The organism is Sorangium sp. So ce131 (assembly GCF_051519095.1).
In the GTDB taxonomy this organism is placed as follows: Bacteria; Myxococcota_A; Polyangia; order Polyangiales; family Polyangiaceae; genus Sorangium.
Genome location: NZ_CP150455.1, coordinates 9,709,383 through 9,722,632, shown reverse-complemented (window position 1 = coordinate 9,722,632; position 13,250 = coordinate 9,709,383). Strand labels below are relative to the sequence as shown.

Genomic DNA, 13,250 nt, shown 5'->3' with positions numbered 1-13,250 from the left:
GCGCGGCCGCGATCTTGGCCCGTTCCTCGCGCCCGTGATAGCCGGAGCCCTTGCGCTGCGCGCGCAGCGCCTGGAGGTGCAGCATGGCCGAGCAGCCGCCGAACCGCGTCCAGCATGAGGGCTCGCCGAGCGAGCCGGTCGCCTCGCCCGCGAGGGCGGGCCGGCCGATCCTCGTACAGAAGTACGGCGGATCGTCCGTCGCCGACGTCGACAGGATCGGCAAGGTGGCCGACCGCGTGGTCGCCGCCCGGCGCGCCGGCAACGACGTCGTGGTCGTGGTCAGCGCGATGGGCAAGACCACCGACGGCCTGCTCGCCCTCGCGCGGCAGGCGGCGAACGCGGGCCTCGGCGCCGGCGCGGCGGCCGATCCTCCCCGGCGCGAGCTCGACATGCTGCTCTCCACGGGCGAGCGCGTCTCGATGGCGCTCCTCTCGATCGCGATCCAGGCCCGCGGCTTCGAGGCGATCTCGTTCACGGGCTCCCAGTCCGGCATCCTCACGAACGATCGCCACTTCGACGCGCGGATCATCGAGGTCCGCCCCTTCCGCATCGAGGACGAGCTCGCCCGCGGCCGCATCGTGATCGTCGCCGGCTACCAGGGCATGAGCTACCGCCGCGAGATCACGACGCTCGGCCGCGGCGGCTCCGACACCACGGCGGTCGCGCTCGCGGCCGCGCTCGGGGCGGAGCGCTGCGAGATCTACAGCGACGTCGACGGCGTGTACTCGGCCGATCCCCGGGTCGTCCCGGACGCGCGCCACCTGCCCGAGCTCGACTGCGCGGTCCTCCAGGAGATGGCCGAGTGTGGCGCCAAGGTCGTCTGCGCGCAGGCGGTCGAGTGGGCGCGGCGCTCCGGCGTCGCCCTCTACGCGCGCTCGACCTTCGACGCGGTCGACGTGGGCGACGCGCTCGACGGCGCCGACGCGCCGCGCGCCGGCGCGGGCGCGAAGCAGACCGTGGTCCGCAGGTTCGCCCCGGGCTCGGCGCCGCGCGCGCGCGCGATCGTCGCCGAGGCGAACGTCGTGCTCGCGCGCGCGCACGGCGGCCTCAAGCTCGACGAGCTCCTCCGCGCCGCGGGCGAGCTCGGGATCGGCGTCCGGGATCTCTCGTTCGCCGGCGGCGGCGGCGCGTTCGTGATCCCGCTGCTCAACGTCCCCGACTGGCAGGGCGCTCGTCGCCGCCTCGCCGCGCTGCTGCCGTCCGTGGAGCTCGCCGAGGGCCTCGCCTCGGTCAGCGTCGTCGGCGACGGCCTCACCGCCACCGCCGAGCCGCTCGCCCGCTTCTCGGACGTCCTCGCCCGCGCCGGGATCACCCCTCGGCTCACGGTCGCCGGTCCGCTGCGCCTCGGCGCGCTCGTCGCCGCCCCCGAGGCCGAGCCGGCGCAGCGCCTGCTCCACGCGTCCTTCGTCGATCCCTGATCCGCCCCGCTGCCCCCCGCCTCAGCCCCCACCCATCTCGCCGCAACACCTCTACCCCCGGATCACAGAGCGGCGGTCACCTGCACAGGAGACGGGCCCAGATCGGCGTTTTCGGCGCGGAAGCGCACTCCAGTGCGCTGAGCACCGAAAACGTCGAGATGGGCCCGTATCCGAAGCAGGTGACCGCCGCTCTAGTGCTTGCGCTGCCGGGTCAGGGCGATGAGCCCTGCCCAGCACGCGACCCACACGACCTCGCGCGACGGGTCCCAGGCGATCGCCGCCGCGCCGATGGGCGCCGCGTCCTCCGCGCCGAGGGCGGTCGTTCCGATCTCGGCGACCAGCGTGGGCGCGGCGTTCGCCGGCACGTGGACCAGCTGCGCCCGGCGCTCGCCGTCGCGGGCGACGAGCGCGAGCAGCGGCGCGCCCTTGTGGTCCCCCGCGAACGTGAGCGCGACGATCGCGGGCAGCCCCTCGATCACGCGGAACGTCTCGCCCCCGTCGCGCGACACGCACAGCAGCCCGGCGCCGGACAGCGCGACCGAGCGCCCGCCGGCGGTCGCCGCGAGCCGCCCGTCCTCGGCCTCGGCGGCGCGGCGCGCCGCGCCCGACAGCGCGATCGCCGGCGACCCTTCGTCGTCGCCGCGCAGCCGCTCGAGCTGCGGGCCCGCCGGCGCGCTCGAGAGCGCCACGATGACGCCGTCGCTCGCGCTCATCCGGAGGACGCCGTCGCGCAGCGCGGGCCCGGGCGACAGCGACAGCGCGCCCGCCGCGGCGGCGTCGCGGCGCGGCGCTCCGGCCTTCGCCCCCGTGCCGGCGGCCGGCGGCACGGCGACCGCGCCGGTCGCGGGCGACCACAACGTCTTGCCGGACAGCACCCAGAGCCGCCCCGGCGTCGCCGCCAGCGTCACCGGCGCGCCGGCCGAGCCCCACGCGCCCAGCGGGCTCGCCGTCTTGCCCTTGTCGTCGCTCAAGAGGAGGTTGCCCCGGCGCGTGGCGATGAGGAGCGCGCCGTCGGACAGCGCGATCGACGACGCCGACGTGTCCACGCCGGCGCGGCGCGCCGTCAGCGCGCCCGGATCGATGACGAGCACGGTCCCGCGCTCGCCGCCCGTCCGGTCCGCGCGCCGCGCGCGCCCGCCGGCGCGCGGCGCCGCCTCGCTCGCCAGCCCGACCTCGGCGCCGGCGCCTCCGGCGACCACGTGGCCGCCGGCCACCGCGAGCGCGCTGCACGGCACCGCGGCCCCCGCCCCCTCGACGACGATCCACGGCAGCGCGTCCCAGACCGGGGGCTGATCGTCCGCGACGTCCGGCAGCTCCGCGAGCAGATCTTCGCCCTCGTAGGTCCCCTCCTGGTCGGCGTCGAGCGCGGGCAGCGCGCGCTCGTCCACGTCGTCCGACGGATCCTCCCCGGTCCCTTCCGCGCCGCCGTCGTCGCCGTGCGCCCCGCCGCCGTCGTCGAGGTCGTCGTGATCGGCGCCGTCGTCGTTCGCCTCCTCGCTCAGCCACGACCCCGTCTCGGCGTCCTCGATCCCCTCGTGGAGCGCCCCGACGTCGACGCCCTCCTCCGCGGGATCGTCCCCTCCGTCCTCGCGCTCGTCGGCGACGAGCTCGATGCCCGTCTCGAGATCGTTCGCGGTCACGTCGTCGAGCCCGTCCTCCGCGTCGTCGAGCGTCTGGAGGAGGTCCTCGAAGCCCTCCTCGTCCTCTTCGTCTTCCTGGTGCGCGAGCGGCGGCAGATCGAGCAGCTTGTCGTCGTGCTCGTCGTGCTCCTCGCGCTCGATCTCGTCATCGTCGACGGCGGTCTTGGGCTGCGGCGCCGGGCACGTCTCTCGGCGCTCCGCCGTTCGCTCGCTGCTGGCTCGTGAGGCTGACATCGGCGGGAGTGTAGCGCCCATCGCGGCGCCGGCGCCCAGCGCGGTGCCGCGCGGCCGCGCGCGGGCGCCTCCCAGAGCCCGTCCGGCGCGGCGCGCAGCGGCCCCTGCTCCCGGCCTCGACCGAGCCGCGCGCGCGCTGCGGCGACCCGCCGGCAGGCCTTCGCGGCGCTGGATGGTTTGTTCAATGTTTGTCCCATTCAGGGGTTCACGTCCTACAGCGTAATAAAATATACAAAAAAATGTAGGTTCGTACAGCGGTTTCCGGACGATTTCATGGCAAACCCGGATGCAGTCTTGATACAATCTTTGTAGATAGGTTTTGACGGAGGGTGTGCATGACCATAGAGTCAGCCTCGCAATGTTCGACATCGTCGTCACCGCCGCGCCGGCAACGCCTTTCGCCCATCGAGTCGCTTCCGCGCTTCGCGAGGCCCGCATGCGGGTAGTCACCTGCGAGGTCTTGCCGAACCGACCGCCGCCCGACGCGTTGCGGGTGGACGCCGCCGTGGCGTGCGCGCAGAGCCCCGCGGCGGTCCTCGACCTCGCCCGGTCCCTCCGCGCGGTGCTCGACGGACCGCCGCCCGTGATCGGCGTCAGCTCCTCGCGCGCGATCTTCACGATGCCGGAGCTCTCGAGCGCGCTCGCGGACGACGTGCCGGGCTCGGTGCTCGCGGCGCACGTCCAGCGGATCGCGGCGCAGGCCGAGCGGCAGCGGAGCCGCGTCATCCTCCGGGGCGAGCTCGACGACGTGGGGCTCGACGGGCTCATCGCCTCGCTCGCCTCGCGCAGCCGCAGCTGCTTCATCCGCGTGCGCTCCGGCGCGCTCCGCGCCGAGGTGACGGTCGACGCCGGGCGGCCCATCCACGCCCGCGCCGACGGCGTGCGGTCCTCGGAGCACTGGACCGACGCGCTCGCCGCGCTCGCCGGGTGGCACCACGCCACCTTCGAGGTCGTCGCGAGCGAGCCGACCGCCCCGGCGCGGAGCGAGCGCGAGAGCCAGAGCCCGCCGGCCTTCCCCGCCGACGACGCGACCGACGTGGCCCTCGCCGCCGCGGTGGTGAACGCCTGCACCGCCTACGCCCGCGCCTGGCTCGGGCCCCGGGCGACGTCGCGCCTGCTCGCGTCGTCCTGGACGACCACGCGCGAGCACCACAGCGCGCTCGACGCGTTCGCGCTCAGCGGCGACGGGCTCGTCTCGGTCGCGCAGATCCACCGCGCCCGCAGCGCGATCCCGCAGGCGGTCGCCGCGTGGATCATCACGTTCTTCGACGCGGCGGCGGAGCAGGTCCCGGAGCGCTTCCAGCGCCGGCGCATCCGGGAGGTTCTTGGGGGGCTGACCCGGCTCGTCGAGCAGGTCGGCTGGGCGAGCGTCCTGTTTGAAGGAGTCGATCGATGAGCGAGATGCCGACCGTGAACGAGGTACCGGAGAGCCTCAGGGAGTCTCTCCCCCTGAGCGTGGAGCGCCTGGCCGAGATGACCTCGCAGGAGGTCGACGACCTCCCGTACGGCTTCGTCATGCTCGACGAGGAGGGCGTCGTGCTGCTCTACAACCGCTACGAGCAGCGCATGAGCCGCCTCCCTTCGGAGCGCGTCGTCGGCAGGAACTTCTTCCAGGAGATCGCCCCCTGCACGCGCGTCGAGGCGTTCCTCGGGCGGTTCCGCGCGCTCGCGCAGCAGCCGCCGGGCGCGACGGACCAGTTCTCCTTCCGCTTCCACTTCCTGCACGGGGCGCAGGACGTCTTCGTCCAGTTCGCGCGCGCGCCGGTCAACCGGGTCTTCATGACCGTGCACCGCATGCCGATCGAGGACGACGCGCACGAGCGCCCGCCGACGATCCGCCACGAGCGCGAGCGCGGCCGGCTCAACGGCCCGCTCGGCGCCATGTTCCCGCTCGCGTGGGACCAGGTCGCCGCGCTGCTCGCGCGGGTCGGCCAGAGCGCCGCGCGCGAGCTCGGCCGGAGCGTCGGCCGCAAGATCGCGGGCGTCGCGGAGCACACGGTGGTCGAGGCGGGCGCGGCCGCGCTCGACAAGGCGCCGGTGCTGCTCGCCGTGGGCGCGCTCGATCAGGCGCTCGCCGAGCTCGGCATGGGGCGGCTCGCCGCCGACTTCTGCGCGAACCCCCCGCGCGTCGCGTGTTTCGTCCGGCCGCCGGTCGAGTCGGGCTCGGTCGAGCTGTCGTCCTTCTACGAGGGCCTGCTGGAGACGACCATCAGCGCGGCGCTCAACGCGGCGCACGTCGCCCGGTGCATCGAGGGAACGGAGCTCGCCGCGCTCCCGTGGCGCTTCGTGGTCGTGCCCATCGAGCGCGCCGGCGAGCTCCGCGCGCTCGGCGGTGAGCGGCCCGACGATCTCGCGAAACGTTTCGGCCTGCTGGAGAGCTCCTCGCGGGTCGGGGGAGCCTCGTTCCGGGGAACCAACACGGACTCTTGACGCGCCGCGGGACCCGGGCATCCCCGCCCGGCGTGCCTGCTGGATCCCTCCGGCGAGCGGTGCTTAGCTGCGCGTCGATGGGCCGGCGAGGCGGCATTTCCAGGCGAGTCGCCTCCGGGTCTCCGGCCGGCGAGGTGTCCTCGGCGGGGCTCGATGAGCCCCTCGAGGCCGAGCGCGGGCCCCTTTCGATCGCCGAGGCGAGCGCCGGGATGCTCGTGCAGCACGTCGTGGTTCATCCGTCCGATGTCGTGTTCGTGAAGGGGATCGTCGAGGCGAGCGACGGCGTCGCGCTCCTGTTCGCGGAGCGCGGCGGCGAGCTCACGCTCGCGGCGCCGCTCGGTCGGGGCGACGAGTTCGCCGAGCTCCTGCTCGATCTGGAGCAGGACGTCGGGGCGCGGCGCCGCGGGGCGCCCCGCTGAGGGAGGCATGACGGAGCGCCGCGAACCGAGCTCGATCGATCTCGCCCAGGAACCCGCGCCTGACGCCGTCGCCCACGAGGGCGCGGCGCCGGGCCGGCCCGGCGCCTCGGGCGCGCTGCTCGACCCGCGCATCCTCGCCGCGTGGCGGGAGTGGCTCGCCGCGCTCGCGACGGACGCCGAGGCCGCGATCGCCGCGGCCCACGTCTACGGCGAGCTCGGCCCCGAGGCGCGCGAGGCGTGGCTCGACGTGCTCGCGGAGGACGCGCCCAAGCTGCAGGTCCCCGCGGTCGCGATCTACGCGCCGCTCCTGTCGGTCGAGGGCGACGCGGCCCGCCGCGCGCGCATCGAGGGGGCGATCGGGGAGGGCGAGGAGGGCGAGCGTCCGTCGCGGCCGCCGGGCGGCTTCGCGCTGCGCGGGATCGCGCCGGGGGGCGATCGGGTGGTGGCGCTGGTGACGCCGCTCTACCTGCGGTTCGTGCGCGTGCTCTGGTGCCGTTACCTCCCCGAGGACGGCATCGCCTGGGCGCGGCACGATCCGATCGTCCGCGCGGAGGAGGCGCCCGGTCCAGGGCTGCTGGTCGACGGGGCGCACCTCGAGGCCACGCCGATGAAGCTGGTCATCGAGGAGCTGTGCCACGCGATCCTGGCGCAGCGTCGCAAGGGCGCGGAGCTCCCGCCGTCGCTGCAGCTCTGCGCGGACCTCTTCGACGCGCACCTGGAGGGCGATCCCTTGCCATGAGGGCGCTCGCGGTCGGCTGCGCCCTGCTGGCGATCGGCTGCTCGGGCGCCGGGAGCGGCGGCGAGGCCCGCGCTCCTGCGCCGGTCGCGGATCCGCCGGCGGCGGCGGTAGCGACCGGGCCGGTGTTGACGTTCTCGTACGAGACCCTCGACGGGCGCGAGCTCTCCACCGCCTCGCTGGCGGGTCGGCTCAGCGTGATCGGCTTCGTCGCGACGTACGACGTGGCCTCTCAGGCGGAGGCGCGTTTCCTCGCGGGGTTGCTCCGCGATCACACGCCCCGCATCAACGTGGCGCTCCTCGTCCTCGAGGCGAGCGAGAACCGGCCGCTCATCGAGGCCTTCGTCGCCGCGCTCAAGCTCCCGTACCCGGTGGCGATCGCCGACGCGCCGACGATCGCGGGGGAGGGGCCGTTCGCCGGGCTGCACCACGTGCCGAGCGTCGTCGTCCTCGACGCCGAGGGCAGGGAGGTGTTCCGGCACGTCGGGCTCATCACCCAGGAGGCGCTGGAGGAGACGCTCCGGGGGATCGAGGGCGCGAAGCGGGCGGCGCCGGCGAGGTAGGAGATACCGCGCGTCGCGCCGGGTCGTCGGTGGTTCTGCGGGAGGTCTTTCCGGCCGACGCTGCGCCGTGATCAGAGCCTGCTCAGGAGATCGGTCTTCTTCGCCGTGAACTCCTGCTCGGAGAGGATCCCTCGCTGCCGCAGATCGGCGAGCCGCTCGATGGCAGCGAAGATATCTCCCTCCTGAGAGGCCGCAGGGCGGGGAGCCGGGGCTTCCGCGGGCGCGGGGGCGGAGGGGGCTGGAGCGGGGTTCGCAGGTTGCTGCTGCGCGAGATCCCCGGAGATGATCGGCAAGCTCAGCACGCTCACCACGCCGTACTGGCTGCTGAACGTGACCGATGACCCCCCGCCTTGCTGCTGGGATATGCCGCTGATCTGGTGATCGAGCGTGTCGTAGACGCTGACTCGGCCGTTGACGTCGACGGCCAGGCGGCGCGCGCCGGGGAAGTAGGCGTAACGGATGTTGTTTTGCGATCCGCTGGAGCCCGGCACCCCGAGCTCACCGGGCCACCAGCTGCCCGAGCCGCCCCCCGCCGACGGGACGAACAGGCTGACCGCCGTGCCTCCCGGGCTGCCACCGCCGCCCTGCTGCTGCATCTGGGACGAAGTAAACGCAGGCGCCGGGACGAAAGGCTGGGTGGAGAGGAGGCTCGAGAGCTCGGCGCACAGGCCATCCACCTTGGCCTTGAGTCCGTTATTGAACATGTCGCCGATCATCGTCATGCCGCCCTGCATCCACTGCCCGTTGCCGCCGAGCTCGGGATGGTAGAACTGCGCCATGGTGCCGTGGCCGTTCACCAGCGCTTGCAGCAACGTCATCACCGCATCGCTGCTGACGTAATAACGCTGCGCGAGATCGGAAATCCTCTGCTGACCTTCGGGGGTGAGTTGCTGCATGATGAGCGCTCCAGGGGGGGAAACGAGCGTGGCACGACGTCAGGCAGCTCGCAACGGACGCTCGGGCGGGGGAGCCGGGCTGGCCTGAGGCCGGCACACAGGGTGCTGCGTGCCGGGGATCGAGAGCGTTTCGGAAGGGTAAGAAACCAGCGCCGGGGCGCTCAGCCCGCGAGCTTGCGGACGCTCGCCAGCTGCACGCAGACCGCGACGACCTCCATGGCGACGTGGATCTGATCCAGCGGCGGCATCGAGGGCGCGATCCGGATGTTGCGGTCGCGCGGATCGCGGCCGTAGGGGTACGTCGCCCCCGCGCCGGTGAGCTTCACGCCCGCCTTGTTGGCGAGGCGCACGACCTCCTTCGCACAGCCGTCCAGGGTGTCGAGGCTGACGAAGTAGCCGCCGCGCGGCGTGGTCCAGGTGGCAATACCCTTGCCGCCGAGCTCGCGCTCGAACGCGCTCGTCACCGCCTCGAACTTCGGCCGCAGGAGCTCGGCGTGGCGCTGCATGTGGCTCAGCAACCCCGCGTAATCCTTGAAGAATCGCACGTGCCGCAGCTGGTTCACCTTGTCCGGGCCGATGGTCTGGATGGTGAGGTGCTTCTTGGCGTCCGCGATGTTCGCGGGGCTCGACGCCATCGCCGCGACGCCGCTGCCGGCGAACGAGATCTTCGATGTCGACGCGAACACGATGGGTCGGTTCGCGTGGCCCGCGGCCTGGCAGGCAGACACGATGTCTGCGAGCCGATCGCCCTCGGCGTGGAGGTCGTGCACCGCGTAGGCGTTGTCCCAGAACAGCCGGAAGTCCGCGGCCGCGGCCTTCATGCCGGCGAGCCGGCGCACGACCTCGGCGCTGTAGGTGGTGCCGGTGGGGTTCGAGTACTTGGGGACGCACCACATGCCCTTGATCGACGCGTCCTCGGCGACGAGCCGCTCGACCTGGGCCAGGTCGGGGCCGTCGTCGTTCAGGTCGACGGTGACCATCTCGATGCCGTGGTGCTCGCAGATCGCAAAGTGACGATCGTAGCCGGGGCTCGGGCACAGGAACTTGACCTTCGGCTGCTTCGCCCAGGGGCCGTTCCCGTCGGGCACGCCGTGGAGCAGCGCGCGGACGACCGCGTCGTGCATCATGGTCAGGCTGCTGTTGCCGCCGATGATGACCTGCGCCGCGGGGACCTCGAGCATCTCGGCGAAGATCGCCTTCATCTCGGGGATCCCGTCGAGGCCGCCGTAGTTGCGCGTATCCGAGCCGTCCGAGGCGATGAGATCGTCCGCTCCGGGGAGGGGGAGCATGCCGTTGGCGAGGTCGAGCTGCTCCGAGGACGGCTTGCCGCGCGTCATGTCGAGCTTGAGCCCGCGGGCTTCGAAGGCGTCATAACGCGCCTCGAGCTCCCGGCGGAGCGAGGCGAGAGCGTCGGGGGACAACGAGCGAAGTTCGGTCATGGCGCGCGTTGTCTAGCAGAACTTCGCGCGCGCGTCGCGACCCGCGTGGACCCGGGCTCCGCACCCAGGAAACCCCGCGGATCGGCGCTGCGCCGCCGCGGCGGGCCCGCACCGGGGGCGCCGCGCCGCCCCGGGCGCCCCGGCGCCCGCGCCACCTCGGCGGCCACCTCCGGCGCCGCGCCGTGTCAGCGCCGTCCCCGGCGCCCGCGCCGCCTCAGCGGCCGTCCGTCGGCGCCCGCGCGGCCTCAGCGGCCTTCACGGCGAAAACCTCCGCCTGGGCCCGCTGTGACAGGCACTCTCCGCCATGACGCATTTTGCCACGAGCCCCACCTCCGCCTCGATCGAACGTTCACCTGCCCATCGCGCCGGCGGGCTCTGGTACGAGAGGTGCATTGTGCATGGCACAGGGTGAAGGGGTGATCTCACAGTCAGTTAGGGGTTCATGACTGTCGAGCTGTGCGAGGATCCCAAGGTGGTTCACCTGCTGGGGGCGCTCGATCGTGCCCAGCCGAGCTGGCACTCCAACGATCATGATGAACGGCAGGCGAGCGGATGGCGGCAGCGGACGCTCGAGGCTGAAACCGCGCCTGGCGCGACGGCGGCTGCTCGGGCTGGGCGGGGCTGGGGCCCTCTCTGGGCTCCTGGGTTGCGGGCGAGGTCAGGCGGCGGGTGGCGCGCCGGGAGCTGCGGGGAAGGAGCAGGGAATGGAAAGCAGCGGTGACCCGAAGGACCCGTCGCGGCTCGGCGCGCGGCCCGAGCCGGGGCAGACGGGGGAGCTCTCGGCCGGGCTGCAGCCGCTCGGGCTGTCCCCGAGGCGCGACGGGCTGCTCTACGTTCCGGCGAGCTACCGCAAGGACCGGCCCGCGCCGCTCGCGGTCCTGCTGCACGGGGCCGGGGGCAACGCGCACCACGGCATCGCGCTGCTCAAGGACCTGGCGGACGAGGCGGGGCTCCTGCTGCTCGCGCCGGACTCTCGCCACGCGACCTGGGACATCATCGCCGACGACACGTACGGCCCCGACGTCACCTTCCTGGACCGCGCGCTCCGCCAGCTGTTCCGCGCCGGGGCCGTCGATCCCGCGCGGCTCGCGATCGGCGGCTTCTCCGACGGCGCGTCCTACGCGCTGTCGCTCGGGCTCACCAACGGCGACCTCTTCACGCACGTCATCGCGTTTTCGCCGGGCTTCATGGCCCCGGCGGCGCAGCGCGGCCGCCCGCGCGTCTTCGTGTCGCACGGCACGCAGGACCAGGTGCTGCGGATCGACCCATGCAGCCGCCGGCTGACGCCGCTGCTCCGGCGCGCGGGTTACGACCTTCGTTACCAGGAGTTCGAGGGCCCTCACGTGGTCCCCCCGGAGATCGCGCGCGACGCCCTCGACTGGTTCCTGCCGCGGGCGACCTGATGTCCTGAGAGAGGCTCTCGGCGCGTCGTGCAGGAGGCGTTCTGGGCGCCTCCTGCCGAGATGCGACGCCGGGGCGATGTCCCCGGCGCCTCCGGTCACTCCGCCGCGATGGGCTCCCCGTGGTAGGCCACGCTCGGCGCCTCGGGGTTGTTCTCGAAGTACGCCTTGCCGGCGAGGCGCTTCACGAGCGGGCTGAACCGCTCCGCGGCCTTGCCTCGGACGATGTCGCGGATCAGCGCGACGTCCTCGCGCGCGCGGGCGATCGTCTCCGGGTTCGAGAGGAACTCCTTCGCCGCCTTCGCCTTGGCCGGCGCGGCCTTCACCGCGTCGCGGAGCGCGCCGGCCGCCGCCTTCGCCTTCGCCGCGGCCCGCTCGGCGGCCGATTGCTTGATGAGCGGCGCCACCTCGTAGACCAGGTTGGCGGCCGAGCCGGCCACGCGGTGCGGCGCGTGGTGCAGCGGGCTCGCGTACTTCGGGTTCTTCTCGAGGAACGCCCGCACCTCGGCCTCCGTGACGCCCGCCTCCTGGTACGCGCGGGCGAGCTCCTCCTCGGCCAGGATGCGCGCCTTGAACATGTACATCTGGATGCGCGAGTAGAAGTTCGTCGCCCCGTCGCCGCTCGTCTCCACCGCGCAGAAGATCGTGCCGGGGTAACGCGCCGTGATCAGCGACTGGACGCCGTCCGACACGCCGGAGGACGGCATGCATCCGAACGGCTTCACGCTCACCGTGAGGTGCGCCTTCGACTTCACCGCGTTCACGATGAGCTTGCCGACCTCCATGTGGCCCTCGCCGCCGCGGAGGTCGTTCGAGTAGTAGTCCTTCGCCACATCCGCGACGAGATCCATGTCCGGAAGGTGGTAGTCGAACAGGCCGAGCGGCAGCGCGAACGCCTGGAAGCCGACCCGCAGCGCCGCCTCGGCGAGGCGCATCGTCGCGAGCCGCTTCGTCACGCCGAACTCGTCCAGGCCCGCGAGCCCGTAATTGCCTTCGTCCGCGCCGCGCAGGTCGCGCCGCTCGCGCGTGTCGCGGGCGCACTCCCAGATATTGTAGAGGAGCCACGCGGTCGTGAGCTGGATGTCGTTCTCGCCGCCCTCGCTCTCCAGGAACCTCTGGAGGGCGTAGTTGCCGTCGCCCTCCGTCGTCATCGCCCAGAACTCGCCGATGATCGACGTCTTCGCCTTCGGCCGGAGCTTGTCCACCCGGACGCCCTCGAACTCCTTGCGCGCCTCGTAGAGGGCCTTGAAGACGTTCGTCTTCTCGTAGAGCGCCTTGTAGACGATGCGCTTCGCGTTCTCCATCGCGCGGTTCGTCGCGCCGGGCTCCACCTCGTACGGGCGGATGCGGTAGGCGAGCGCGTTCAGCGTGTCGCCGCACACGATCGCCTTGATGATCCCGATGAAGAAGGCGGGGTTCATCTCCAGGCCGACGTCGTCGCCGGTCGCCTGGGAGAGGCCGCCGGTCTGCTGGAAGAGCATCACCCGGAAGCCGTCGAAGCCGGCGTCGCGGAGCGCCTTCCGGTACTCGGTCACGTACATGCCGAAGCGACAGGGGCCGCACGCGCCCGCCGTCAGGAAGACGTAGTTCTTGATGATGTCCTCGGTCTTCATCCCCTGCTTGTCGCGCAGGTCGATGAGGTGCTTCACGAGGCCGCCGACGGTGAAGTACGTCGGGTTGCACTGGCCGCGGTTGCCGAACTCCTTGCCCGCCTGGAGCCCCGCGTTGTCGCTGATGCCGAAGTAGTGGACGTTGTAGCCGAGGCCCTTCAGCGCGCCCTCGCACAGGAAGTCCTGCGCGGCGGTCAGGCCGCTGATGAGGAGCGTCACGTTCTCGCGCTCCTTCTTCGTCATCTGCGGCTTGAGCATGTTGTCGACCCACTGGCGCCGCGCGGACTTGAGGCCGAGCCGCTCCCGCTCGGCCTCCTCGAACGCCTTGAGCTCCGCCTCGATGTCGATGTCCGCCTTGATGGATCTCGTCTCGCCCACCAGAGGAAGGCGCGTCTTCTGCGTGATCGTCTGTTCCATGGCTTCGCTTCCCTTCGCTCGGACGCTGGAAGGGGGCGGCCCGGCCAG

General features: G+C 72.7%; 11 protein-coding genes. 7 read left to right on the top strand and 4 right to left on the bottom strand.

From position 1 onward, the window contains the following. Window positions 1–83 precede the first annotated feature (83 nt). The gene (locus tag WMF43_RS35160) at window positions 84–1,418 is read left to right on the top strand and encodes an aspartate kinase (protein WP_437671418.1); all 1,335 of its coding nucleotides are present in this window, start codon (window positions 84–86) and stop codon (window positions 1,416–1,418) included. A 191-nt stretch (window positions 1,419–1,609) separates the two neighbouring features. Here the strand turns inward: WMF43_RS35160 and WMF43_RS35155 are convergent, their stop codons facing one another. Beyond that, window positions 1,610–3,292 carry a hypothetical protein gene (locus WMF43_RS35155; protein ID WP_437671417.1) on the bottom strand — a complete coding sequence of 561 codons (1,683 nt, stop codon included), beginning with the start codon at window positions 3,290–3,292 and terminating at the stop codon, window positions 1,610–1,612. A 436-nt stretch (window positions 3,293–3,728) separates the two neighbouring features. Here WMF43_RS35155 and WMF43_RS35150 point away from each other — a divergent pair, with 436 nt between their 5' ends. The 5 genes from WMF43_RS35150 (at window position 3,729) to WMF43_RS35130 (ending at window position 7,440) form a co-directional block, all read left to right on the top strand. After that, the gene (locus tag WMF43_RS35150; protein WP_437671415.1) at window positions 3,729–4,688 is read left to right on the top strand and encodes a DUF4388 domain-containing protein; all 960 of its coding nucleotides are present in this window, start codon (window positions 3,729–3,731) and stop codon (window positions 4,686–4,688) included. Continuing rightward, window positions 4,685–5,722: a PAS domain-containing protein gene (locus WMF43_RS35145; RefSeq protein ID WP_437671413.1), complete on the top strand. Its 1,038-nt coding sequence runs from the start codon at window positions 4,685–4,687 to the stop codon at window positions 5,720–5,722. Before WMF43_RS35150 ends, WMF43_RS35145 begins: the two co-directional genes overlap by 4 nt. 77 nt (window positions 5,723–5,799) lie before the next feature. After that, complete coding sequence (locus tag WMF43_RS35140) at window positions 5,800–6,141, top strand: hypothetical protein (protein ID WP_437671411.1); 342 nt, start codon at window positions 5,800–5,802, stop codon at window positions 6,139–6,141. Between the two features lie 7 nt (window positions 6,142–6,148). Beyond that, window positions 6,149–6,880: a hypothetical protein gene (locus tag WMF43_RS35135; RefSeq protein ID WP_437671409.1), complete on the top strand. Its 732-nt coding sequence runs from the start codon at window positions 6,149–6,151 to the stop codon at window positions 6,878–6,880. Continuing rightward, entirely contained in the window at window positions 6,877–7,440 is a 564-nt protein-coding gene (locus WMF43_RS35130) for a TlpA family protein disulfide reductase (RefSeq protein WP_437671407.1), read from the top strand. The genes WMF43_RS35135 and WMF43_RS35130 overlap by 4 nt, the downstream gene beginning before the upstream one ends. A gap of 71 nt (window positions 7,441–7,511) precedes the next feature. On the opposite strand, the gene WMF43_RS35125 is transcribed toward WMF43_RS35130, so the two are convergent. Beyond that, on the bottom strand, window positions 7,512–8,336 hold the full coding sequence (locus tag WMF43_RS35125) for an SHOCT domain-containing protein (RefSeq protein ID WP_437671405.1): 825 nt from the start codon (window positions 8,334–8,336) through the stop codon (window positions 7,512–7,514). Window positions 8,337–8,497: 161 nt separating this feature from the next. Further along, window positions 8,498–9,775 carry an aminotransferase class I/II-fold pyridoxal phosphate-dependent enzyme gene (locus WMF43_RS35120; protein WP_437671403.1) on the bottom strand — a complete coding sequence of 426 codons (1,278 nt, stop codon included), beginning with the start codon at window positions 9,773–9,775 and terminating at the stop codon, window positions 8,498–8,500. Between the two features lie 704 nt (window positions 9,776–10,479). Here WMF43_RS35120 and WMF43_RS35115 point away from each other — a divergent pair. Beyond that, window positions 10,480–11,178: an alpha/beta hydrolase gene (locus WMF43_RS35115; protein WP_437671401.1), complete on the top strand. Its 699-nt coding sequence runs from the start codon at window positions 10,480–10,482 to the stop codon at window positions 11,176–11,178. 95 nt (window positions 11,179–11,273) lie between these two features. On the opposite strand, the gene WMF43_RS35110 is transcribed toward WMF43_RS35115, so the two are convergent. After that, on the bottom strand, window positions 11,274–13,202 hold the full coding sequence (locus WMF43_RS35110) for a 2-hydroxyglutaryl-CoA dehydratase (RefSeq protein WP_437671399.1): 1,929 nt from the start codon (window positions 13,200–13,202) through the stop codon (window positions 11,274–11,276). Window positions 13,203–13,250 lie beyond the last annotated feature (48 nt).